Raw genomic sequence first — 24,084 nt, 5'->3', positions numbered from 1 at the left:
CGCTGCCTCGGCAGCGTTTTTTATTGCGACAATTGATACCAATTAGATACCGTATTGGTCGCGATAGGCGCTCACTGTTGCCAACTGCGCTTCCATGCCCGGTTTTTCCGACAGGTAGTTGATCAGATCTTCCAGCTTAATGATAGAAACTATATTGCAGCCAAAATCACGCTCGACTTCCTGAATCGCCGACAGCTCTCCCTTGCCCTTCTCTTGCCTGTCTAGCGCGATCAACACGCCCGCTAACTGGGCATTATGGGCCTCGATGATCTCCATCGATTCGCGAATCGCCGTGCCAGCGGTGATCACATCGTCCACCAGCATCACGCGGCCTTTAAGCTCGCTGCCCACCAGGCTACCACCCTCTCCATGGTCCTTCTTCTCCTTACGGTTAAAGCAGTAAGGCATATCGATATCATGGTGGTCGCACAGCGCCACGGCTGTGGTCGTCGCAATAGGGATACCCTTGTAGGCGGGGCCAAACAGCAGGTCATATTCGATACCCGAATCCACCAGCGCCGCCGCATAGAAGCGACCCAGACGCGCCAAATCGCGCCCGGTATTAAACAGGCCGGCATTAAAGAAGTAAGGGCTAGTGCGGCCTGACTTTAACGTAAATTCGCCGAAACGTAATACCTGACGCTCAAGGGCAAACTCAATAAACTCACGTTGATAGGCTTTCACAATCTCTCCTTTTTAAAATGTAGGGGTACGCTCAATTCGATTTAAAAAAAGGACCCCGTAGGGTCCTAATTAACAAAATAATAATTAACTCAATGCCGCCTTCTGCACATCGACGATCTCACGAATGCCATGCTTGGCCAGATCCAGCAGACTCAGCAGCTCTTCATGGCTAAAGGGTTCGCCCTCTGCGGTGCCCTGGATCTCGATGATCTTACCAGTTTCTGTCATCACCACGTTCATATCGGTTTCGGCGGCGCTGTCTTCGATATACTCAAGATCGCAGATAGGCTCGCCCTTGTAGATGCCCACGCTAACAGCGGCAATCAAAAACTTAAGGGGGTTGGTCTTAATCAAGCCCTTTCCACGGGCCCAGTTCAACGCATCCACCAACGCCACACAGGCACCGGTAATCGCCGCGGTGCGAGTACCGCCATCGGCTTGGATCACGTCACAATCGATCACGATAGTGTTCTCGCCAAGGGCCTTCATATCTACCGCGGCGCGCAGGGCACGACCGATAAGACGCTGGATCTCCTGGGTACGACCAGACTGCTTACCACGAGCAGCCTCACGATCCATACGGCTGTGAGTCGAACGTGGCAGCATGCCATATTCGGCGGTTACCCAACCCTGGCCCTGGCCCTTAAGGAAACGCGGCACCCCTTCGGTGAAACTGGCGGTACACAATACCTTGGTCTCGCCAAATTCGATTAATACAGAACCTTCTGCATGGGCAGTGAACTGTCGCGTAATGGTTACCGGACGAGATTGAGCTGGGGTTCTGTCACTTGGGCGCATTGGCATTTCCTGTTTGAAATAGAGATAAGCAGATTTGGCTGCATATTATAGGGGCTTGCGCGCTTCGATGCCATGTTAATCATGACCCAAAGCGTAAAGCGGGGAGAGTTTGCTTTAATCCCACACCTCATCAGACTATAATCCAAGGTCACTGAATCGATTTAAACTATTGGAATTACCCATGATCCAAAGCATGACAGCCTACGCCCGCATCGAGCATAAAGCACAATGGGGCAGCGCCTCCTGGGAGATCCGCTCGGTCAATCAGCGTTATCTGGAAACCTACCTGCGCCTTCCCGAGCAACTGCGCAGCCTGGAGCCCGTCCTCAGAGACCGTCTACGCAAACGTTTAAATCGCGGTAAGATTGAGGTCAATCTGCGCTACGATCTCGGTGAAGACAAAAACAGTGAACTGCAACTCAACCAGGCGCTGGCCAGCCAGATCATCCAGGCGGCCAACTGGGTCAAGCAGGAAGCCGGTCAAGGCGAGATCAACATAGTCGACGTGCTGCGCTGGCCAGGAGTAATATCCGGCAGCGAGCAGGACATGGATGCCATAGGCAAGGAACTGTTAAGCGCATTCGACAGCGCCATCGATCAGTTTATCGAAGCCCGCGGCCGTGAAGGTGATGCCATCAAGACCATGTTAGAAACCCGCTTAGATGCCATCATCGAACAAGTCGCCATCGTTCGTGAACACATGCCGACCGTGATGCAATGGCAGCGCGACAAGCTCACCAACCGTTTAGCCGAGATTCAGGGCGAACTGGATCCCGCTCGCCTGGAGCAGGAGATGGTACTGCTGGCCCAGAAGATGGACGTCGCCGAAGAGATGGACAGACTCGACGCCCACGTCGCCGAGACCCGCCGCATCCTCAAGAAAGGCGGCGCCCAGGGCCGACGCCTCGACTTCATGATGCAGGAGTTCAACCGCGAGTCCAACACCCTGGCCTCTAAGTCCATCAGCTCAGAAGTCACCGCAGCCGCAGTCGAATTGAAAGTACTTATCGAGCAGATGAGAGAACAGATCCAGAACGTTGAGTAATCACCTCGCACTTAGCAATAAGCCTCAACTCTGAGGCTTTTTTTGTATCTGAATAAACTCACATCCGATATATCTCTAGCTGCTCAACTAAGCTGCTTTCTGGCATCTGGATAAATAATCTCAACGAGCGTCATGGCTGTTTCATGCAGCGTCATTGGCACTGGCTAGGCTTCAAAGGTGTCGCCTGCCGTGGTAAAAATACCTTCCCGATGGGCGGCGACATTCAGCCGGCGTTCATGCCGACTGACCTACAACCAAACGCCAAACCATAAGTAACATCCCAAGATTGGAGACCTCATGTCACAACGGAGTAAATGGCCACAGTTACTGGTGATTCTTATCGCCCTAGCCCTGCTGATCCCCGGACTCAGCCTGCCTATGCTGAGCCTGGACGGTCAGGCCGAAAAGTCCAAGTTTGCCCAGATCAGCATAGAACTGATGACAGAAAACAGCGAAGTGCGCGGCCTGCTGGGATCCGTATCGGCCTTCCTCGGCTTTAACGAACTTGAGGGCCAGGTGGAGATCTATCGCAAGCACCGCAGTATCCTGGGGGCGGTAGAAGACCTGATGCAGAGCGGTAACCTGCTGGTCGGCATCTTGATCGCCACCTTCTCGGTGATAGTGCCGACCCTAAAGCTGCTGGCGCAGGCCGTGCTGGTTTTCGCGCGTGGCAACACGGCAGCCACGCTGATACGGCTTATCGACGTCATAGGCAAATGGAGCATGGCCGATGTGTTTGTGGTCGCCATCATCGTCAGCTACCTCGCCGGTAACGCCAAAGGGCAGATGGGTGAACTGATAGTGATGCACGCCCAATTGGAGATCGGTTTCTGGTTTTTCACTGGTTACTGCCTGTTCGCCATCGCCTCCAATATGCTGATGACGAGGCCTAAACTGACTGCCGCTTAACGCTGCACTTCTCAGCTTCCGCTTTCCTCGCCGATACGGGCACCGATTACTTGAGACTGGAGTTGTGATAGGTGTTGAGACAGAAGTTAAGTTGAGATAGTAGTTAAGTTGAGATAGTAGTTAAGTTGAGATAGTAGTTAAGTTGAAATAGAAATTAAGATAGTTGTTGAAATAGCAATCGAGATAAAAAAGCCCCATCTGCTGTATCGAGCAAGACGGGGCTTTTTTCTCGTTAGCCGTGCAGACTAGACCCTTAATCCCCACATATCGAAGGTCTCCTTACAGAGCTGCTCCCTGAAGTCGGGATGAGCGATATCAATAAGCGCCCGGGCGCGCTCTCTAAGTGACTTGCCGCGCAGGTTGGCGGCGCCATATTCGGTGACTATGTAGTGCACATGGGCACGGGTGGTGACCACACCAGCACCGGGTGAGAGTACCGAGACGATACGCGACACCTTGCCGCCCGCCGCCGTACTGGGCAGGGCGATCACCGAGCGGCCACCTTCGGAAAGCCCGGCGCCGCGGATAAAGTCCATCTGGCCTCCGACCCCGGAATAGATGCGGGTACCGAGCGAATCGGCGCAGATCTGCCCCGAGATATCCACCTGCAGGGCCGAGTTAATCGCCATCACATTAGGATTCTTACGAATAATCGAGGTGTCATTGACCTGCTCGATATCCATAAAGATCACAGAGGGATTGTCGTCGACATAGTCATACAGTCGCTGACTACCAAGGGCGAATCCGGTCACCAACTTACCCGGATGCACCTTCTTGCGGCTGTTGTTAATCACCCCCTGTTCAACCAGATTCAGTACGCCATCGGAAAACAGCTCGGTATGCACCCCAAGGTCTTTATGGTCGGTGAGGCAGGAGAGCACGGCATCGGGTATGGCACCAATCCCCATCTGCAGGCAATCGCCATCTCGTACCAGCTCGGCAACATGTCTGCCGATGGCCAGGCTGGTCTCGTCGCTGGCCGCCAGCGGATGTTGCGGCAACGGCATACTCTGCTCGAACACGGCAGCAAACTTATCGTAATGAATGAAGCCATCACCGTGAGTACGCGGCATTTGTGGATTGATATGGGCGATGATCTTACCCGCCACCTGACAGGCCGCCAGCGTGGCCTCTACCGAGACCCCTAACGAGCAGATGCCGTGTTTATCCGGCGGCGACACCTGAACAATGGCGGTATCTATGGGCTGCTCGCCCGAGCGGAACAGCTTAGGCACCTCGGACAAGAAGATAGGTACATAGTCGGCATCCCCCTGCTGCAACAGCAGGCGAGTCGGCAGGCCACCGAAGAAACAGCGATGGCGCAGATGGCCTTTGAGGCGCGGATCGCTAAGGGACTCGGCACACTCGGTATGCAGCTGTAGTAGCGTTAGATCTTGCCGGGTCAGCGCATGCTCAGCCAAGGCATCAAGCAACAACTTCGGGGTCGCGCCCATGGAGTGGGTCCAGAGGGTTTCACCGCTCTCGATCAGGGAAACGGCTTCTCGCGCAGTATTACAGATAATGGGTGGCATCTATCTCACCTATAGTCGGGAAACTGAGTGCAGTGTACGAACTAACTTACCGCTTTGATAGCAAAGTTATCAATGAGTTCACCTTAAGTTGATCTCAAGCAAGAGTGAGTCGACTCGATACGAAATAAATGCATTTTCAACTACAAAAAAAGGGGCCAAATCGCCCCTTTTATCATCTGTTATTTTAGATAAGCCTTGAGACTATCCCCTTGGGTTAACAGACTCTTATAGAGGGAAAACTGATTGGCGGCGCGCTCGAGATTATGATTTTCATGGTGGATATGAAAATAGACATCGCCATTGAGGTGATCGGTTAGGAAACGCACCCCAATCATCAGGCAGATCACCCTGGCGCCTAGCCACAGGCTCTGGCGCTCGATATCACTCATCACCTCGCCCAGCTCGCTGAGATAACCCTGGCTGATGGCGGCAAAAATGGTCTCGCGTACCTCGACCTTAGCCAGGTTGGTCGAGTCTTCGGCCTCTGGCGAGGTAAAGGTGCGCACCATGTCACCGAAGTCATACATCAGGTGTCCCTGCATGCAGGTATCGAGATCGATTATCACCATGCAGCTCATGTCGCGCTTATCGAACAGCATATTATTGATCTTAGTGTCGTTGTGACAGACACGTAGCGGCAGCTTGGTCTCTATTTCGCTAAGTTCACTCAGCAGATCATCCTGGGACAAAGCAAAGTCCACCCAAGCCTGACAGGCTTTAAGACGCCCCAGGCTGTCTTTGGTGACGGCCTGTTGCAGCTGGGCGATTCGTCCGGGCAGGTGATGAAAGTTCGGGATAACATCTTCAAGTTGGCTGGCATCGAGATCGCTTAAAGCGCGAGAGAAATGGCCAAAGGCCTTGGCCGCCGACTCGGCCTGGGCCGCATCTTCCACCACCTCTATGCTGTGGCTGAAGGGCAGATAGGTAATGGCACGCCAGAAACCCTGCTCGCCCAAATCCAGCGCCAGCTCACCCTGTGAGTCAGTCACCGGCTGCACCACATTGAGGCGATACTCGCCGGCCTCATGTTTCGATTGTAGGTGCTGCGCCACCTTCTGGGCATTACGCACCAGGGCGTGAGGTTGAGTAAAGACTTCCGTGTTGAGGCGCTGCAGCACAAATTCACCCTCTGGCCAACGCACTAGAAATGTATCATTGATATGACCGTTCCCAAGGGGACTCACTTTGGCCGAAGCGGTTACGCCAAAGCGCGGCAGCACCTGCTGCCTTATAAAATCAATCACCCAGTAACTCCATTAATTTTTGTTTTACCCAATCAATATCTTGCTGATAGGTCACACCTAACCAGGTATCCAAGGTTTGACTCACGAATACCTGTTTAGCATTCGCCTCAATGCTTAAGGCGGCTTGTACCACGGCGGGAAGGTAACATTCGCTGTTCGGTGCCAGCCCAGGCTGAGCGACAAAATCCGCCAATGCCTCCCCCAGGAGATCGAAAATATCCGGGGTAAATCCCCAACAGGTCATCGAGGCCATCGCCTCGGGCGCCAGTTGGCCCAGCCTTCGCTGATGCGAGCCCACCAGATTATCACCTTGCCAGGCAATATTCAGCCATTCTTCGACAGAAATCAGCAGATTATCCTGAGTCACGCAGATGCCGCGATTCACGCCGCCATGATCTGACAATGTCTCTTTGAGAGGATAGGCCACCATCTGCCATTTATCAGGCCGCAGCTGAAAACCTTGGGCCAGCAGTGCAAAGGCCTGATCGCCATAGTAATCGTCGGCATTGATCACCGCCATGGGGCCAGAGACAAGCTTGCGGGCACTCCACAGCGCATGGGCCGTGCCCCAAGGTTTACTACGGGCATTTATCAGCTCGGCAAGCTTATCGCCCTGTACGGTCTCGCGGCAGGACTCAGGCAAGTCTGTCATCTGCTGCACACAGAACTGCAGCGCAAAATCACCAGGTAGATTGGCAAGGCGCGCCTCAAGGCTCGGGATAAGTTCGGAGCGGGTCACTATCACCGCCGCCGAGAACCCCTCCTTGATGGCGCTGGCGATGGAGAGCTGTAACATGGTCTCGCCCTTTGGCCCTAACTCGGCGAGCTGCTTATCGCCGCCGAAACGGCTACCCAGACCGGCCGCCATGATCACTAGGGTAAGCGGGGCTTCCCCCTGCGCCTGAGAATCAGGCTCGACTAACTTCATCTATATGTAAACCATCTGTGGTGACCACAATCACCGCTAAATAAGAAATCCTGGCATCTGCGTGCCAATGCCCCAAATTATTTGACTAGAGATAGGGCCTGAAGGCCGGCTCTTTGGCCAGCGCCGCCTGACTCCCCTTGAGGCTAAACTCGTAGCCGCATAGGGTCAGGCTGCCGCGCATGGCGATATCATTGATGATGGCGGGCGTATCTAGTGGAGAGAAGCGCGCCTGGGTCGAGGTGTCGGCCAGCAGGCTAACCGTCATCGGCCGATAGCTCACGCCATTATTAAAGGTCAGGTTTTGACAGCTGCTGTCCCCTTCGGCGCTGGCGAGTGACCACAGCGTCCCAGGTTCTCCCCGCTCACCCAGCCAGCTGAGCATCAATACCCTGCCCTCGAGTTGTACCTTAAAGCCATCCGGCATGGCCACCTGCTTGATCGCTGCAGCAGGCGCCTGGGCTATCGGCGCCTCGGGTTCAGCCTCACTCGCCACCTGCTCTGTGGCCTCATCGCCACCAAGCCAAAACAGGCTGCCGAGCAAGAGCGACAGACAGCCAAACCCTAGCACGGCGCCACGAGGATGACGCTTGATGGCGGTGTAGCTCAAGCCAAACAGCTTAGTCAGCTGCGCCCCGATTGAGTGCATCCCCTGAGACAGCCTGTCTTGAGCCAGATAGTCTGCCTGGGCTTCATCTGTATAGTTGTACGTTCGCGGTTCAGGAGCCCGCTCGAACGCTGGCTCATCCCCCCGCGCCACTTCTTGGCTCTGCTCGGCAGCATGAGCATCTGCACCATAGGCATCTACAACATGGACATCTGCAACATGAGCATAGGCCGGTGAACCTCCCGCCAGGGTCGGCTCAACCCGGGCGCGGCGAGGCGCACTCGCCATCAGGGGGCCGCTATAGCCCAGACTATCGAAGGGAGCGGATGCCTTAGGCTGCGGGCGAGAGACGATATAACCTGTCGCCAACAGACTCAGCATGACGGCGACCCAACTGGGCCAAGCCTGCTCGGCAAAGACCAGACTCGCGGTCAGCAGCAGGGGACCGGGGATCACAGCCAATACCTGCAAGCGCTGGGAAGGTATCAGACGCCTGGTCGCACTCAGTACCGTGGCGGCAATCGGCGGCAAGGCCAACAACAGCAGTATGCCATGGCCGGCAAGCAACAAGGAGAAGAGGGAGATGAGGCAGAGTGAGGCGCCACTGATGACAAGAAAACGCAGGCTGGTATCTGTGCCTTGGCGACAGAAAAAGGTATTTAACAACATAAAAAATCTCACTTCACGGCTATCTCAGCAGAGAGTCTACTGGATCTCGCCCTGGATGACGCTTAATTTTGGTTAATTTTCTTATCTCGCCTAAGCCAGCTGTGATGATTCGCCCCTCCATGCACCTAGGCGGCTAACACCCATGCGGCCACGCGGCGAGGGACTAAGATTAACTAGCCTAAATTTACCTCAAGCCTGTATAATGTCTGGCTACCTAAAACCATACAGCCTTTGGATAGCAAATACATGACCGCTCGCGGAAACCTCTTTATCATTTCAGCGCCCAGTGGCGCCGGCAAGTCTTCACTTCTTGGCGCCATTTTGCAGGATAAACCCGCCGATATGAAGGTCTCTGTGTCACACACGACACGCCAACCCAGAGTCGGCGAAGTCGACGGCGAGCACTACCATTTCGTCTCGGTCGACGAGTTCAAGGCATTGATCGAAGAGAATGCCTTCTTCGAATGGGCCGAGGTATTCGGTAACTATTATGGTACCTCTAAGGCGGCCATCGAGGTGATGCTGGAAAAGGGCATAGATGTCTTTCTCGACATCGACTGGCAGGGGGCACAGCAAGTTAAAGAGATGATGCCCGAGGCGATTGGCGTATTCATCCTGCCGCCTTCCAAGGCCGAGCTTGAGCGTCGTCTTAGGGGACGCGGCCAGGACAGCGCCGAGGTCATTGCCGGACGCATGGCCCAGGCGACGTCGGAAATCTCCCACTACGACGAATACGACTTCATCATAGTGAACGATGATTTCGAACAGGCACAGGTGGATTTAAAGGCAATTATTCGCAGCCAACGCCTCACTCGTGCTAGTCAAATTCATGCTCAAAATGATATGCTTAATGATCTGTTGGCAGACTAACTGTCATCGTGTACAATTTTGCGTCATTTTTTCACCCATAAACACTGGAGTTTCAATACATGGCTCGCGTAACTGTAGAAGACGCCGTAAACCAAATCGGCAACCGTTTTGATATGATCCTGGTTGCAGCGCGTCGTGCTCGCCAAATCGCTGTGCAGGGCAAAGACCCTATGGTTGAAGAAGAGAACGACAAGCCAACGGTTATCGCCCTACGCGAAATCGAACTTGGCCTGGTTACCGCCGACACACTGGACGCCGATGAGCGTCAGACCGTCCGCGAACGTGAAGCAGCCGAGATTGCTGCCGTTGCCGCCATCGCCGAAGGCCGCAACACTATCTAAGGAGTGAAGCCACTTGTATCTGTTTGAAGGTCTCAAGGAGTCTGCGTCAAGTTACTTAGAAGCTACGCAGGTAGAATTACTCAAGCAGGCCTATCAGGTAGCGCGCGATGCTCATGAAGGGCAGATGCGCACGAGTGGCGAACCCTATATTACCCATCCGGTTGCGGTTGCCCGCATCCTGGCCGATATGCGTCTCGACCACGAGACGCTCATGGCTGCCCTGCTGCACGACACCATAGAAGATACCCCTGTCACCAAAGAAGAGCTTTCCGAGCTGTTTGGTGAGTCGGTGGGCGAGCTGGTAGAGGGCGTCTCCAAGCTAGACAAGCTTAAGTTCAGAGACAAGAAAGAGGCGCAGGCGGAAAACTTCCGCAAGATGATGATGGCCATGACCCAGGATATCCGGGTGATCCTCATCAAGCTCGCCGACCGCACCCATAACATGCGCACCCTAGGCGCCCTGCGTCCCGACAAGCGTCGTCGCATCGCCCGGGAAACCCTGGAAATTTACGCCCCCATCGCCAACCGTCTGGGTATTCACAATATCAAGACTGAGCTGGAAGATCTGGGCTTTCAGGCCTATTACCCAATGCGCTACCGGGTGCTCAAAGAGGTGGTCAAGTCTGCCCGCGGCAACCGTAAAGAGCTGATCCAGAATATCGAAGGCGCCATCAAGACACGTCTCGAAGACACTGGTCTTCAGGGCACGGTCAAGGGCCGCGAGAAAAACCTCTACTCCATCTACAACAAGATGCGCAACAAGGAACTCCAGTTCCAAGAGGTAATGGATATCTACGCGTTTCGGGTGATCGTCGACTCCATCGACACCTGTTATCGCGTCATGGGCGCCATGCACGGCCTGTATAAGCCACGTCCCGGCCGCTTCAAAGATTATATCGCCATCCCCAAGGCAAACGGCTATCAGTCGCTGCATACCTCGTTATTTGGGCCTCACGGCGTGCCGGTAGAGATCCAGATACGTACCGAGGATATGGATCAGATGGCCGACAAAGGGGTCGCGGCGCACTGGCTCTACAAGGGGGCCGGTTCGGCGCAGCAAGGCACCACGACCCAGGTTCGTGCCCGTAAATGGATGCAGAGCCTGCTTGAGCTACAACAGAGCGCCAGCACCTCCTTCGAATTCGTCGAGAACTTTAAGACCGAGCTGTTCCCCGAAGAGATCTATGTCTTCACCCCTGAGGGACGCATTCTCGAGCTGCCGGTGGGCGCCACCGCGGTGGACTTCGCCTACGAGGTTCATACCGACGTGGGCAACACCTGTGTGGGTGCAAGGGTCAACCGTCAGGCCTATCCGCTGAGCCAGCCGCTCATCTCAGGCCAGACGATAGAAATCATCACCGCCAAGGGCGCGCGGCCCAATGCCGCCTGGCTCAACTTTGTGGTGACGGGTAAGGCACGCGCCAAGATCCGCCAGCTGCTCAAGAGCCTCAAAGAAGATGATGCCGTACTCCTCGGCAAACGACTGCTCAACCATGCCCTGGGCGACATCAAGCTCAAAGATATCCCTCAGGAGCAGATCGACAAGGTGGTCAGCGAAACCAAGCACAGCACCTTAGATTCCCTGCTGGCCGACATCGGCCTTGGTAATGCCATGAGCATAGTGATTGCCCAGCGTCTCAAGGGCGATCGCGTCGAGCAGCACGAACATAAAGAATCCAACATGATGCCGATCCGCGGCGCCGAAGGCATGCTGGTCTCCTTCGCCAACTGTTGTCGCCCCATCCCCGGCGATGCGGTAATTGCCCACGTGAGCCCGGGTAAGGGCCTGGTGGTGCATATGGAGAGCTGCGCCAACATCCGCGGCTATCAGGGCGAGCCTGACAAGTATATTCCTGTGCACTGGGACAACGCCGAGGGCGTCGAATTCCAGGCTAACCTGCGGATCGAGATCGTCAACCATCAGGGCGCACTTGCCAAGATCACCTCTATCGTGGCGGCCGAGGGCTCGAACATACATAACCTGAGCACAGAAGAGCGTGACGGCCGGGTATTCTTGATTAACTTACGGATCTCGGTCACCGACCGAGTCCACTTAGCCAACGTGATGCGCCGTATCAGGGTACTGCCGGAAGTGCTGCGCACCTCGCGTAATCGTTAGTTCCACCACTATTAACCTAAGTAGAGAGAGCGTTATGGCAGAGAAGATTATCATTGCAACCGACAAGGCCCCGCAGGCGATCGGTACCTATTCTCAAGCTGTTAAAGTGGGCAGCACAGTCTATCTGTCTGGCCAGATCCCGCTGAATCCTGAGACCATGCAGATGGTCAGCGACGAGTTTGAAGCCCAGGTGGTGCAGGTGTTCGACAACCTAACAGCCGTGTGTGAAGCCGCCGGTGGTAGCCTGAAGGATATCGTTAAGCTGAACATCTTCATGACAGATCTGGCTAACTTCGCCACGGTCAATGAGATCATGGGTCGCTACTTCGAGCAGCCATACCCTGCCCGCGCCGCCATCGGCGTTAAGCAGCTGCCGAAAGACTCGCTGGTCGAGATGGACGGCGTGATGGAGCTGTAATGTAAGCTCAACCTCCATATCAGAGGGCGCTGCGGCGCCCTTGTTATTTTTTGCTACTTGATTGACATACCATGAGCCCAGAACGCTTCAAACGCATCAACCAGATGCTGGACAACCGCCAGACCGACCTCACTCTCTGCCTCGACAAGGTGCACAAGACCAACAATATCGCCGCGGTGATCCGTACCGCCGATGCCGTCGGCATACATCAAATCCACGCCGTCTGGCCCGATATCGAGATGCGTGTGTCGGGCAATACCGCCTCGGGCAGTCAGCAATGGGTCAAAACCATCAAGCATTACCATATGGATGAGGCTGCGGCCCAGTTCAAGACGGCGGGCATGCAGATTCTAGCCACTAACTTCTCGGAAAATGCCGTCGATTTTCGCGACATCGACTACACCAAGCCGACTGTGGTGATCATGGGTAACGAACGCGACGGCGTCAGCAAAGAAGGCCTGGCCATTGCCGACCAGGAGATCATCATCCCCATGATAGGCATGGTGCAGTCGCTCAATGTGTCTGTGGCCTCGGCCCTGGTGATGTATGAAGCTCAGCGTCAGCGTGCCCAGGCGGGAATGTATGGCACACGCACCTTAGATGATGCCTACTGCCAGACCATGTTATTCGAACAGGGCCACCCTGTGTACGCCAAGGCCTGTCGACGCAAGAAGATCCCCTATCCCGCCATCGACGACCAGGGGCAGATCGTCGCCGACGAGACCTGGTGGCAGCGAATGCGCGCCCCGGACCCAGACGCCGAACCAGAAACCTAAGCTCGCTACGCGAGATAAGCCAAAAATCGGCCTCCTGCGATACAATTCCTGCACTAGCCTAACAGACCACGCCTCCTAAGACTATGACAATTGGCCTTTTATTCCGGTAAAACAATTGTCATAGCTCACATTCTTCGCCATACTCAAAGACGCGCATAAAAAGTGGCCAGGCGCTCTCATCACAGACAACAGGCCCACTCAATAATGGGGGTTGTTGAGTCTCGCTCCGCCGCAGGCAAAGCAAACCAAGTTGCGTCTCCTTTAACACTAAGAATAACTATGGAATGGCAAGATGGACTCACTATTCAAATCACCGGTCGACATGTTGCAACACTGGGTCGAGCAATATGGCGATAGCACCTACCTGAAACAGCCCATAAACGGTCAGTATGTCAATTTTAGCTGGCGTGAAGTGCAGCAGAAGATGCAGCAGATCGCCGGCGCACTGCGCCATCTCGGCCTAGAGCCGGGCGACAAGGTCGCGGTTTTATCCAAGAACTGCGCCGAATGGTTTATTACCGATCTGGCCCTGATGCACGGCGGCTATATCAGCGTGCCCATCTACCCGACGGCCAATGCCGACACCATACGCTACGTGCTGGAACACAGCGAATCCAAGGCGATCTTCATCGGCAAGCTGGACTACTGGGCCGATCAAGAAGCCGGGGTTGGCGGCGACATACTGCGCCTCGCCATGCCTTACGACACCATGCCGGCACAATACCAGTGGGATACCCTACTGAAACTGGGTCACCCCTTAATCGACGCCGAGGCGCCGACTCCAGAGCAGATCATGACCATCATCTACACCTCGGGATCGACCGGCAAGCCCAAGGGGGCGATTCAGACCTTCGCCAGCTTTGAGTGGACCTGCCGCGCCGTGGTGCGGGATCTCAAGACAGATATCGAAGACAGGCTGCTCTCCTATCTGCCACTGGCTCACATCACAGAGCGGGTCGCCATCGAGGGCTCCTCTTATTATTCCGGCAGCAGCGTCGCCTTCGTCGAAAGCCTCGACAGCTTCGTCGCCGACGTGCAGCGAGCAAGACCGACCATCTTCTTCTCTGTGCCGCGTCTGTGGAGCCTGTTCCAGAAGAATATTATCGACAAGATTGGCTACACTAAGCTCAACTTCCTTCTCAAGGTGCCCATACTCAACAGCATAGTGAAGAAGAAAATTCATGAAGGACTGGGTCTGCAACACTGTCATCTGCTCGGTTCTGGCTCGGCGCCGATTCCGCCTTCGCTGATAACCTGGTATCACAAGATTGGCCTCAACATCTGTGAGGCCTGGGGCATGACGGAAAACAGCGCCTACTCCATCATCAATCACCCCTTCGATGCCAGCAAGATAGGCACAGTCGGGCGCGCCGTCGAGGGCTGTAGCGTCAAGCAGGGCGACAATGGCGAGTTGATGGTCAAGAGCCCAGGGCTGATGAGCGGCTACTACAAGCAGCCGGAAGTCACTCAGGCCAGCTTCGACGAAGATGGCTATTTTCATACCGGCGATCTCTGTTCGATCGACGCCGATGGCTGCGTCACCATCACCGGCCGAGTCAAAGACAACTTCAAGACCGCCAAAGGCAAGTATGTCGCCCCGGTGCCAATCGAGCGTAAGCTGGCTCAGGATCCCCATGTGGAACTGATCTGCATCATAGGCTCTGGCCTGCCCCATCCGGTGGCACTGGTGCAGCTCTCCGAGGGCGCCGCCCTGCAACCTAAGGAGGAGGTTCGCGCCTCACTCAAGGCGACCCTGGACAGCATCAACCCTAACCTGGAGTCCCACGAGACGGTCGACGCCATCATAGTGGTGAGCGAGCCCTGGGATGTGGATAACGACGTGTTGACGCCGACCCTGAAGATTAAACGCCACGTGCTGGAGCAGAGATTCAGTGCCAAGGTCGATGGTCAACGTGGCGGCGTGGTTCGCTGGGAAGATGAGCTCTAGGGCCTGTTTATCTTTCGCGTTCATTTTTGCAGCATTCTGTATCGATTTTATACAAGGCAGAATGATTGTAATGTAGTGTGCTACATCAATGAGCGATAACGCAGTAGAAAAATGATACAGACGCTGCCCGCAGGGTTCGTCTTGAGCACGTTCAACTCTTTGTTACTCGGCTTTTATATAGAATAACTATACTCCAAGCCTCCTGCCGCGATTTGAACGTGCTCAATTAGAACAAAATTTGTTCTCAAAAGGTCAACAGGCCCTAGGCTCTGTCGATATCTCGCTAACAGAAAACACGCCATCTGGCGTGTTTTTTATTTTCTCGCCCACGACGGAGTGAATAAAGTTTAATCGGCAAAAGCAAAATAGATGTTGCCTAAAACTGTGCAAGCTCTATGCTTGGCGCCCCACTACTATTGAGAGTCAATCATGTTCACCCCGCTAGCCCTTATCGCTGGTCTGCTCATCCTTATTCTTGGTGCCGAATCCCTGGTTCGCGGCGCCAGCGCCCTCGCCCTCAGGCTCGGTGTCACCCCGCTGGTCATCGGCCTCACCATAGTCGCATTTGGCACCAGTGCCCCCGAGCTGGCGGTCAGCCTCAAATCGGCCCTTGCTGGTAACTCTGGCATTGCCCTGGGCAATGTCGTCGGCTCCAACATCGCCAACATAGGCCTGATCCTTGGCCTGACGGCCCTTGTACGCCCCATAGGCGTGCAGTCTATGATGGTTAAGCGCGACATACCACTGATGCTGTTTGCCAGCTTACTCTTTTGGGGACTGATCAGCGATGGTAGCCTTAGCCAGCTGGACGGTGCCCTGCTCTGCTCCATGCTGGTCGCCTATCTGGGCATGAACTACCTGTTCGATAAGCAGCAGGTCGATATTGAGTCGATGGAGCTTAAGCCCCTCGCTCCGTTACTGGCCGTGGTCCTACTCATCGTAGGCATAGCCATGTTGGTCGGCGGCGGCATACTCTTTGTCGACGGTGCAGTGGCTCTCGCCAGACAGCTGGGCATGAGTGAGCTACTCATCGGCCTGACCATCATCGCCATAGGCACCAGCATCCCAGAGCTGATCACCTCTCTGGTGGCGGCCAGACGCGGCGAGAGTGACATCGCCATCGGCAACCTGGTGGGCTCAAACCTGTTTAATATCTTAGGAATATTGGGGATCACCGCGGTCATTCATCCCATCACGGCCAGCGTGCCCAAGCTGGACATGCTGGTGATGGTGTCACTGGCTCTCTTGCTGCTTCCCCTGGCGTGGAGCGGCCTGCGTATCGGCCGACGCGAGGGCGCCTTGCTACTAGTCTGCTACCTCGTCTATCTGGGCTATTTGATCCTCTCCGCCCAATCCCTATGAGTTAGCGCTGCTTTTTAAGCGCTACCAAATATAGCTTTCCCGCCGATGAGAGATGACAAATGTCATCCCTTATCGGTGACATCTGTGCCTGCACAAAACTTGCCATCAGACAGATACTCTCCTTAACCCCGCTACGGGGCATTACGCAACACAGGTTCTTAAGGAGAAGCCAATGAAAACACTTATCATCGCCACCAGCCTTGCTCTACTCAGCCCACTGAGCCAGGCCAATGACATTACCGAGATAGACAGCGCCGCCAATCGGATGGATATCGATCGCCTGAGCCAATTAAGCGGACAAAGCCAAGGTTACGAGCAGGCCTACGCCCTCTATCGCATGGCCATCAGTGCCAACATTCTCAGCCAGAAGGGCCAGGCCCAGGCGGCATTGACCCGCGCCGAGAAAGCGTTGTCGCCCATTGCCGACCAAGGTGAAGCCGCCACCCTTCTGGCCTCAGTCTACGGTATGCAGATAGGCTTAGACATGAGTCAGGCCGCCAAATACAGCACTAAGATGGCCGATGCCCTCAATGACGCCGAAACCTTAGTCCCCCAGAGCCCCCGACTGGCGCTGGTAAAGGCGATCGCCGCCTATTCCAGCCCTAAAGATCATGGCGGCAGCATGAAAGACGCCATCGCGTTTAGCTCAAAAGCCATTGATCTGTATCGAGAACCTTGCGATAACATCTGTTGGGGAGAGGCAGAGGCCTACACCTGGCGCGGCTTAGCCAAGCAGAATCTCGGCGACAAGGCGGGAGCCATTGCCGATTGGCAGGCCGCCCTGCAGGTACAGGCCGATTATGCCTGGGCAAATTTCCTGCTAAAACAGAACCACTAAAGTAATCGGCTCAATATCGGTTGCCACTAAGCCAGATGGCTAAGCGTTAGCGCGCTCATAGCGCAACATCATGGACTTAAGTGGCGCCTAGGATAAAGAAGATGGACAAATACCCTATTCCACACACCCTAGATATCGAGCGGGCGACCGAAGATAAGCTCGCCTGGGTTTATCTGATCAACCTGGGCTTCTATTTCATCCCGCTGTTCTTGCAGACTATGCCCACCTGGCACATAGTCCTGAGTCTGGTAGTGCTGGTGCCCTTTATCTACAGCTATTTTTGGGCCCACCGCAGCCCGAGTAAAACCGCCTACCAGCCTATCTTGCTGATCATCGCCCTGGCCTGTCTGATCACGCCGGTTAATATCGGCTCGCTGTCCCTGTTTACCTTTGCCGGTTTCTTTATCGGCTTTAACTATTCTCTGCCCAAGGCCTTCGCCAGCCTTATCGGCCTAGCCGTCATCCTGACGCTGCTAAGCCTAACCCTAGGCATTCACTACTACTTTGCAGTTTATGGCGTCGCCCTGATCACCGGCATGGGATTCTTTGGTGTAGCCGAGCGTAAGCGGGTCGAAGCCAAACGTGCCCAGCGGCAGAGTCAGCAGGAGATACGCCAGCTCGCCACCATGCTAGAGCGCGAACGTATCGCCCGGGATCTGCACGACATCATGGGGCACTCGCTCTCTTCTATCTCACTCAAGGCGGAGCTGGCGCGCAAGCTATTGGCCAAGGGGCAAGCCGACCAGGCCAGCGCCGAGCTGGCAGAACTGGAAACCATCGCCCGCGACAGCCTTAGCCAGATCCGCCAAACGGTCTCAGGCTACAAACACAAAGGGTTAGACGCCGCCCTGACGCACCTGTGCCAGATGCTGAGAGACAAGGGCATGGCCGTCACCCTCAATGGTGAGCTGCCAGCCCAGCCACAGGAAGTAGAAACTCAGCTGATCCTCAGCCTCACCGAGCTGTGCAACAATGTTGTGCGCCATAGCCAAGGCGATAGCTGTAATATCGACCTGTCGGCATCACCTCAGGGGCTGCGGATCTCGGTCACCGACAATGGCAAGCAGAGGGAGCTCAGCGAAGGCAATGGCCTCACTGGTATACGCGAGCGACTGCGCCCCTTAGGTGGTACACTCAGTATTGAGCTCGAGCCAAACCCGCAATTTATCATCGAGTTACCAAATCAGGGATAGAGACAGGATGAAGATATTACTCGCCGAAGATCAAGCCATGGTCAGGGGCGCGCTGGCCGCGCTCCTCACCCTTGAGGGCGACTTTGAGGTGATACAGGCCTGTGACGGAGACCAGGCGCTGAGTCTGCTCAAGCAGCAGGAGTTCGACCTGCTGCTAACCGACATAGAGATGCCAGGCCTCAGCGGACTGGAGCTGGCTCAATGGTGTCAAAACCAAGCGGCGCAGACTAAGGTCATCATCCTGACCACCTTTGGCCGTGCCGGCTATATCAAGCGTGGCATCGAGGCGGGCGTGGGTGGCTTCTTACTCAAGGACGCGCCCTCCGAGACACTGATCCAAGCAATTAACGCCGTCAGCCGTGGCAAGCGCATCATAGATCCCGAACTGGCCATCATGGCCGTCGGCGAACAAGACCCGCTGAACGATAAGGAACGTCGGGCGCTCAGGCTCGCCAGCGAGGGGCGCTCCAGCGCGGAGATCGCCGCCACTCTCTTCATTGCCGAAGGCACTGTACGTAACTATCTCTCTGAGGCCATCGCCAAACTCAATGCCAGCAATCGCATCGACGCCGCACGTATCGCCAAGCAAAAGGGCTGGCTGTAATCTCACCACACTTTAACCCTATGCTTTGCCGCCAAGATGGCTAACACGAGATTGCGTTCATGCCGAACTCTGATAGTATATGTATATATTTACAGTAATCGACTCAGGTTCTGGTTAAATAGAACGCTAAATCAAATGGGTACAAAGCGTGGATAGACTCGATCTCATGGCTGTGACAGAGTTAAAGGGCGTTGCCGCCAAGATGGCGCAGCGGCTGGAAAAGCTCGGCATCAACACAGTCCAGGATCTGCTGTTTCACCTGCCACTACGCTACGAAGATCGCACCCAGATCTATCCAATCACTGCCCTCTATCCAGGTAGCTACGGCACCATAGAGGGCATCGTACAATCGACCCAGATCGTCCAGGGGCGCAAGCGCATGCTCACCTGCACTGTGCGCGACGACTCCGGCACCATAACGCTACGCTTCTTTAACTTCTCCGCCGCCATGCGCAACGGCCTCGAAGAGGGCGAGCGCATTCGTGCCTATGGCGAGGTGCGCCGGGGCAAGATGCACCGAGAGATCATCCACCCCGAATACAAGATGCTCCATGGCGAAAGTGACTTTAGCCTCAGCGACACCCTGACCCCCATCTACCCGACCACGGAGGGGCTCAAGCAGGCCAGCTGGATCCGCCTAACGGATCAGGCCCTGGCGCTGTTGGCTCACGGCGCACTGACCGAACTGTTGCCGCCTCAGCTGAGGCCCAATCAACTATCCCTGGTTGAGGCGCTGCAGCTACTGCACAGACCGCCTAGCGAGGTAAGCCCCTTCGCGCTGGAACAAGGTACCCATCCGGCGCAGCAGAGGCTGATCCAGGAGGAGCTACTGGCCCACAACCTCAGCATGTTACAGCTCAGGGCCCGCAGCAATCATGATAAGGCCATCGCGATGCAGCCCACGGGGCAGCTGCTCAACCCCTTCCTGGCCTCTTTACCCTTCAAGCCCACCGGCGCCCAGCAGCGTGTGGTCGCCGATATCACCCAAGATCTCGGCAAGGCACATCCCATGATGCGTCTGGTACAGGGCGATGTGGGATCGGGCAAGACCCTAGTGGCGGCGCTAGCCGCACTGCAGGCTATAGAGAGCGGCTATCAGGTGGCCATGATGGCACCAACGGAACTGCTCGCCGAGCAGCACGCCAACAACTTTACTACCTGGTTTACCCCCCTGGGGCTAACGGTTGGTTGGCTGGCCGGCAAGCTCAAAGGCAAAGCGCGGGCGCAGTCGCTGGAACAGATTAAGAACGGCGAGGCCCATATTGTTATCGGCACCCATGCGATCTTCCAAGAGCAAGTAGAGTTTAATCGCCTAGCACTGATCATCATCGACGAACAGCACAGGTTTGGTGTGCATCAACGTTTAGGGCTGAGAGAGAAAGGAATTAGCCAGGGCTTCCACCCTCACCAGCTGATCATGACGGCAACCCCTATTCCCCGCACACTGGCAATGACCGCCTATGCGGATCTCGATACCTCCATCATCGACGAACTGCCACCGGGACGTACGCCGGTGACCACGGTCGCCATCTCAGACAGCCGGCGCAGTGAGGTGATCGATCGCGTGCGCCAGGCAGCACTAGCGGGCGGGCGTCAGGCCTATTGGGTCTGTACCCTGATCGAAGAATCCGAGGTGCTCGAATGCCAAGCCGCCGAAGACACGGCGCAGGAGCTTAAGCAACTACTGCCCGAGCTTTCCATTGGCTTGGTGCATGGCCGGATGAAACCCGCCGAGAAACAGGCGATCATGGACGCCTTCAAGGCCGGCAGCATACAGCTACTGGTGGCCACCACAGTTATCGAGGTGGGGGTCGATGTGCCCAACGCCAGCCTGATGATCATCGAAAACCCCGAGCGTCTGGGGCTGGCACAGCTGCATCAGCTACGCGGACGTGTCGGTCGCGGCGCCGTGGCCAGCCACTGTGTCCTGCTCTACAAGGCGCCACTTTCCCATACCGCCACCCAACGCCTGGGTGTACTCAGAGATAGCAACGACGGCTTCGTGATCGCCCAGAAAGATCTCGAGATCCGCGGTCCGGGTGAGGTCTTAGGCACCAAGCAGACGGGCATCGCCGACATGAAGATTGCCGACCTGGTCAGGGATCAAGCCCTCATCCCCCACATTCAGAAATTGGCGCAGCATGTGATGCAACAGGTGCCGGAAAATGTTGACGCCATAGTGCTGCGTTGGTTAGGGGAGCGCCAGCAATACGTGCAGGCTTAACTCATAACGACTGCTAACAATTAAATATTTTTTATTTCACCGACCGCCCCTAGACAAGCCCGGTGAATTTTGCAGAATGGAAAGAGGCCTCTGTCGTCACAGGGCTCACTCCAGCCACAATTCAAGGAACTCTCATGCAAGTCAGTCAAGAAGATAGAATTGCCCCACAGGAATCGCGCAGCGGGATCAATGCGCTCAGCATTGCCGTGGTCGTCATATTGCTGCTGCTCGCCGGTGGCGCCTACTACTTCCTCGGTGGCGATGAGCCCGCACCCGAGCCAGAGATGCCCGCCCCTGTGACCCTGCCGGAACCCGAGCCAGAGCAGCCCTTGCCGACGGATGCGGCGCTACCAGAACCCGAAAATCTTGCACCCGAGCCTGAAGCTCAGGTTGAAGAGGCACCCGTCGAGACGGTGGAGGCCCTGCCGACACTGGCCGAGAGCGATCAATTTTTCCACGACAAGACGGTTGAAGTCGCCAACGGCATGAAGATTGAGCCGCTGCTGGTCGAGAAAGATATCGTCAGGCACTTCGTGGTGTTCGTCGACAACCTGGCCCAGGGCGAGCTGGCCCGCAAGGTGAGCCCGCTCAAGGCGCCTAACAGCAAGTTTACCGTCTCCGAGGTAACAGATAAGACCTACCTCAATCCCGACAGCTACCATAGGTATGATCTCTATGCGAACTTTGTCGATAACCTGGACGAGGAGCAGCTTTTCAGCACCTATAAAAAGGTGAAGCCTCTGCTAGGCGAGGCCTTCGCCGAGTTAGGTTATCCCGACATGAGTTTCGATGACCGCATGATAGAGGCGATCGACGTCATGCTATCTGCCCCGGTTATCGACGCACCGATTGAGCTGGACAGCGTCAGCGTAAACTATAAATTTATTGACCCTAAGCTCGAGAGCCTGCCCAATGCCCAGAAGCTGATGATCCGCATGGGGCCGGAAAACAGCAAGAAGGTCAAAGCCGCCCTGCGTAAGCTCAAGAAGCAGCTCAAACAGCCTTAAGCCCAAGATCGCCCGCCTCATGGCGGGCGACTTCCTCCTCTATCTTTTCAGTAATCACTAACAGAACAATCACATATTTATGTCACCCGTCAAAGGGTGTACAATAGCCGCCCCACAAATCTCTCTTGTGGCTCAGTTTATGGTTATGGAAAACATCAGCAAAGCGCTGTATTTAGAGGCAAAGTAGTGCGGTTACACTTTCACATTCATTCTGCGGGCGCCTGGTCTCCCCTATACCAGCAGCTGCGGGATTGGCAGACATGGCCAACGCCGCCGACGGATGCCGAGCAGCTCGCTCAGGCCGCCCCGGCACTCAAGCAAGTGCCCGCCATGCAAAGGCGACGCTTTAGTAAGCTCACCAAGATGCTGTTGGATGTCGCCTTTCAATGCGATGTGCCGCCCCAAAGCCGTACCATCTTTGCCTCCCGCCATGGCGAACTTAACCGCACGGTCGATCTGCTGCAAGACATAGTGCGCCAGCAACCCATTTCGCCCATCGGCTTTAGCCAGTCGGTGCACAACACCGCCAGCGGCATCTTCAGCATACTGACTGACAACCGCGCGCCCTCTACATCGATAGCAGCCGGTGAGTTCACGCTCTCTCAGGCGCTTATCGAGGCCTATGGCCAGCTGGCAGAAGATAACGCGCCGCTGCTGTTGGTCTTCGGCGACGAGCCCGTCTCGGACATCTACAAAGAATTTACCAAGGAGCCAGAGCTGCCAATCGCCCTGGCCCTGCAGCTGTCGCTCGCCAAGGAAGCGCCTGCTGGCACGCAACTACTCATAGAGACTAGCCCTTCGGCCAGCGAATTGGCCGAGGCACCAGCCATAGGCTTTGGCCAGCTTATCCACGCCATCGCTGCCAAGCAGCCGCTCGAAGGCCGTCTCAACCGCTATCTGCTGCGGATCTGTCATGACTAGCCAGGTGGTTGCCAAGCGTCTGACCGGCATCGCCTATGTTCCTCGCTGGCTGGGTGGGGTGAGCTGTTATATCGCCTTCGGACTGGGCGGCCTGCTAAGCTCGCTGACCATATTGCCCCTGCTGAGGTTCTGGCCCGGCGCCAGAGAAGTTCGTATCGCCCGTGTGCAGCGCGCGGTGCACCTGATGTTTCGCGGCTTCGTGCATATGCTCACCTGGGCCGGGGTGATTCGGGTCACCACCCAACATCTTGAAAGACTGGCAAGCGCCCAGGGCAAGGTGATTATCGCCAACCACCCGACGCTGGTCGACGTGGTGGTCTTGATCAGCCTGATGCCTAATGTCGGCTGTATCGTCAAACAAGGCTTGTGGCGCAACCCCTTTCTGCGGGGTGTGGTGTCGGCGGCCGGTTATATTCCCAATCGCGGCGCCGATCTCCTGCTCAAGGATTGCAGCGAGGTACTGGCGCAGGGCACCAATATGATCATCTTCCCCGAGGGCACCCGTACCCTCAAGGGCGAGATAGTCAACGAATTTGCCCGGGGCGCAGCCAATATTGCCCTGCGCACCGATACCGATCTAATCCCCGTGGTATTAAGAACCAATGCCGTCGGCCTGACCAAGCAGGAACCCTGGTATGAGATACCTCGCCAAACCATAGGCATGAATGTCGAAGTAGGCGAAACTATCGAGCATATCAGGTATCATGCTCAAACGGGTGGAGACGCCAAGATGGCCCGTCAGTTGACGCGGGATCTCGAAGAATATTATAAACAACAACTTGATAAAAATTATGAACTTACAAAACGAAATTAAACAACTCATCATAGATTGCCTGGATCTCGAAGACGTCAGTATCGAAAATATCGATACCGATGCGCCGCTATTTGGCGACGGTCTTGGGCTTGACTCTATCGATGCCCTAGAGCTGGGACTGGCCATCAAGAAGCAGTTCGACGTCAAGATCGAAGCGAACTCTGAAGCCACCAAAGCCCACTTCTACAGCGTTGCCAGCCTGGCAAGCTTTATCGAATCTCAGCGCGGTTAGGAGG

The 24,084-nt window shown here is 55.6% G+C and carries 23 protein-coding genes; 17 read left to right on the top strand and 6 right to left on the bottom strand.

The genetic code is table 11. From position 1 onward, the window contains the following. Positions 1-42: 42 nt before the first annotated feature. Both pyrE and rph read right to left on the bottom strand, forming a co-directional pair. Positions 43-684, bottom strand: a complete 642-nt coding sequence (gene pyrE / locus L1D47_RS02215) for an orotate phosphoribosyltransferase (protein ID WP_239882378.1) — start codon at positions 682-684, stop codon at positions 43-45. An 84-nt stretch (positions 685-768) separates the two neighbouring features. Then, positions 769-1,482: a ribonuclease PH gene (rph, locus tag L1D47_RS02210; RefSeq protein WP_033539356.1), complete on the bottom strand. Its 714-nt coding sequence runs from the start codon at positions 1,480-1,482 to the stop codon at positions 769-771. A 181-nt stretch (positions 1,483-1,663) separates the two neighbouring features. On the opposite strand from rph, the gene L1D47_RS02205 reads away from it, so the two are divergent. Together L1D47_RS02205 and L1D47_RS02200 are read left to right on the top strand one after the other, a co-directional pair. Continuing rightward, the gene (locus L1D47_RS02205) at positions 1,664-2,527 is read left to right on the top strand and encodes a YicC/YloC family endoribonuclease (RefSeq protein WP_239882377.1); all 864 of its coding nucleotides are present in this window, start codon (positions 1,664-1,666) and stop codon (positions 2,525-2,527) included. A gap of 297 nt (positions 2,528-2,824) precedes the next feature. Next, a complete protein-coding gene (locus tag L1D47_RS02200) occupies positions 2,825-3,436 on the top strand; it encodes a paraquat-inducible protein A (RefSeq protein ID WP_239882376.1) in 612 nt (203 codons plus the stop codon). A gap of 245 nt (positions 3,437-3,681) precedes the next feature. On the opposite strand, the gene L1D47_RS02195 is transcribed toward L1D47_RS02200, so the two are convergent. From L1D47_RS02195 to L1D47_RS02180, 4 genes are all read right to left on the bottom strand, one after another. Further along, positions 3,682-4,968, bottom strand: coding sequence for an acetyl-CoA hydrolase/transferase C-terminal domain-containing protein (locus L1D47_RS02195; protein ID WP_239882375.1), 1,287 nt, complete (start codon positions 4,966-4,968; stop codon positions 3,682-3,684). Between the two features lie 179 nt (positions 4,969-5,147). Further along, positions 5,148-6,212: an aminoglycoside phosphotransferase family protein gene (locus L1D47_RS02190; RefSeq protein ID WP_239882374.1), complete on the bottom strand. Its 1,065-nt coding sequence runs from the start codon at positions 6,210-6,212 to the stop codon at positions 5,148-5,150. Next, positions 6,205-7,140, bottom strand: a complete 936-nt coding sequence (locus L1D47_RS02185) for an NTP transferase domain-containing protein (RefSeq protein WP_239882373.1) — start codon at positions 7,138-7,140, stop codon at positions 6,205-6,207. The genes L1D47_RS02190 and L1D47_RS02185 overlap by 8 nt, the downstream gene beginning before the upstream one ends. Positions 7,141-7,225: 85 nt before the next feature. Further along, positions 7,226-8,413 (bottom strand): hypothetical protein, encoded by a 1,188-nt coding sequence (locus tag L1D47_RS02180; protein ID WP_239882372.1) that lies wholly within the window; start codon positions 8,411-8,413, stop codon positions 7,226-7,228. A 246-nt stretch (positions 8,414-8,659) separates the two neighbouring features. Between L1D47_RS02180 and gmk the strand changes: the two genes are divergently transcribed. The 15 genes from gmk to L1D47_RS02105 all read left to right on the top strand — a co-directional run bounded on the left by gmk (position 8,660) and on the right by L1D47_RS02105 (position 24,080). After that, complete coding sequence (gene gmk / locus L1D47_RS02175; protein ID WP_239882371.1) at positions 8,660-9,283, top strand: guanylate kinase; 624 nt, start codon at positions 8,660-8,662, stop codon at positions 9,281-9,283. A gap of 59 nt (positions 9,284-9,342) precedes the next feature. Next, complete coding sequence (gene rpoZ / locus L1D47_RS02170; protein ID WP_011867293.1) at positions 9,343-9,624, top strand: DNA-directed RNA polymerase subunit omega; 282 nt, start codon at positions 9,343-9,345, stop codon at positions 9,622-9,624. A 13-nt stretch (positions 9,625-9,637) separates the two neighbouring features. Continuing rightward, positions 9,638-11,743, top strand: coding sequence for a bifunctional GTP diphosphokinase/guanosine-3',5'-bis pyrophosphate 3'-pyrophosphohydrolase (gene spoT, locus L1D47_RS02165; protein WP_041508938.1), 2,106 nt, complete (start codon positions 9,638-9,640; stop codon positions 11,741-11,743). A 34-nt stretch (positions 11,744-11,777) separates the two neighbouring features. Beyond that, positions 11,778-12,161: a RidA family protein gene (locus L1D47_RS02160; RefSeq protein ID WP_011867295.1), complete on the top strand. Its 384-nt coding sequence runs from the start codon at positions 11,778-11,780 to the stop codon at positions 12,159-12,161. A gap of 71 nt (positions 12,162-12,232) precedes the next feature. Further along, positions 12,233-12,937, top strand: a complete 705-nt coding sequence (gene trmH, locus L1D47_RS02155) for a tRNA (guanosine(18)-2'-O)-methyltransferase TrmH (RefSeq protein WP_239882370.1) — start codon at positions 12,233-12,235, stop codon at positions 12,935-12,937. 292 nt (positions 12,938-13,229) lie between these two features. After that, on the top strand, positions 13,230-14,885 hold the full coding sequence (locus L1D47_RS02150) for an AMP-binding protein (protein WP_239882369.1): 1,656 nt from the start codon (positions 13,230-13,232) through the stop codon (positions 14,883-14,885). A gap of 429 nt (positions 14,886-15,314) precedes the next feature. Then, positions 15,315-16,247, top strand: a complete 933-nt coding sequence (locus tag L1D47_RS02145; RefSeq protein ID WP_239882368.1) for a calcium/sodium antiporter — start codon at positions 15,315-15,317, stop codon at positions 16,245-16,247. Positions 16,248-16,419: 172 nt separating this feature from the next. Continuing rightward, positions 16,420-17,085, top strand: coding sequence for a hypothetical protein (locus tag L1D47_RS02140; RefSeq protein WP_239882367.1), 666 nt, complete (start codon positions 16,420-16,422; stop codon positions 17,083-17,085). Between the two features lie 101 nt (positions 17,086-17,186). Then, positions 17,187-18,278: a sensor histidine kinase gene (locus tag L1D47_RS02135; protein ID WP_239882366.1), complete on the top strand. Its 1,092-nt coding sequence runs from the start codon at positions 17,187-17,189 to the stop codon at positions 18,276-18,278. A 7-nt stretch (positions 18,279-18,285) separates the two neighbouring features. Continuing rightward, positions 18,286-18,882 carry a response regulator transcription factor gene (locus L1D47_RS02130; RefSeq protein WP_239882365.1) on the top strand — a complete coding sequence of 199 codons (597 nt, stop codon included), beginning with the start codon at positions 18,286-18,288 and terminating at the stop codon, positions 18,880-18,882. Positions 18,883-19,030: 148 nt separating this feature from the next. Then, positions 19,031-21,106, top strand: a complete 2,076-nt coding sequence (gene recG / locus L1D47_RS02125) for an ATP-dependent DNA helicase RecG (protein WP_239882364.1) — start codon at positions 19,031-19,033, stop codon at positions 21,104-21,106. Positions 21,107-21,240: 134 nt separating this feature from the next. Continuing rightward, positions 21,241-22,113, top strand: coding sequence for a DUF3014 domain-containing protein (locus L1D47_RS02120; protein WP_239882363.1), 873 nt, complete (start codon positions 21,241-21,243; stop codon positions 22,111-22,113). A gap of 186 nt (positions 22,114-22,299) precedes the next feature. Then, the gene (locus L1D47_RS02115; protein ID WP_239882362.1) at positions 22,300-23,034 is read left to right on the top strand and encodes a beta-ketoacyl synthase chain length factor; all 735 of its coding nucleotides are present in this window, start codon (positions 22,300-22,302) and stop codon (positions 23,032-23,034) included. Further along, positions 23,027-23,848 carry a lysophospholipid acyltransferase family protein gene (locus L1D47_RS02110; protein WP_239882361.1) on the top strand — a complete coding sequence of 274 codons (822 nt, stop codon included), beginning with the start codon at positions 23,027-23,029 and terminating at the stop codon, positions 23,846-23,848. The genes L1D47_RS02115 and L1D47_RS02110 overlap by 8 nt, the downstream gene beginning before the upstream one ends. Beyond that, on the top strand, positions 23,826-24,080 hold the full coding sequence (locus tag L1D47_RS02105) for a phosphopantetheine-binding protein (protein WP_239882360.1): 255 nt from the start codon (positions 23,826-23,828) through the stop codon (positions 24,078-24,080). The genes L1D47_RS02110 and L1D47_RS02105 overlap by 23 nt, the downstream gene beginning before the upstream one ends. The last annotated feature ends 4 nt before the right edge of the window (positions 24,081-24,084 follow it).

The sequence above is a fragment of the Shewanella sp. Isolate7 genome, assembly GCF_022398425.1.
GTDB lineage: Bacteria > Pseudomonadota > Gammaproteobacteria > Enterobacterales > Shewanellaceae > Shewanella.
The sequence above is the reverse complement of the archived record's forward strand: the minus strand, read 5'-3'. Positions and strand labels throughout refer to the sequence as shown.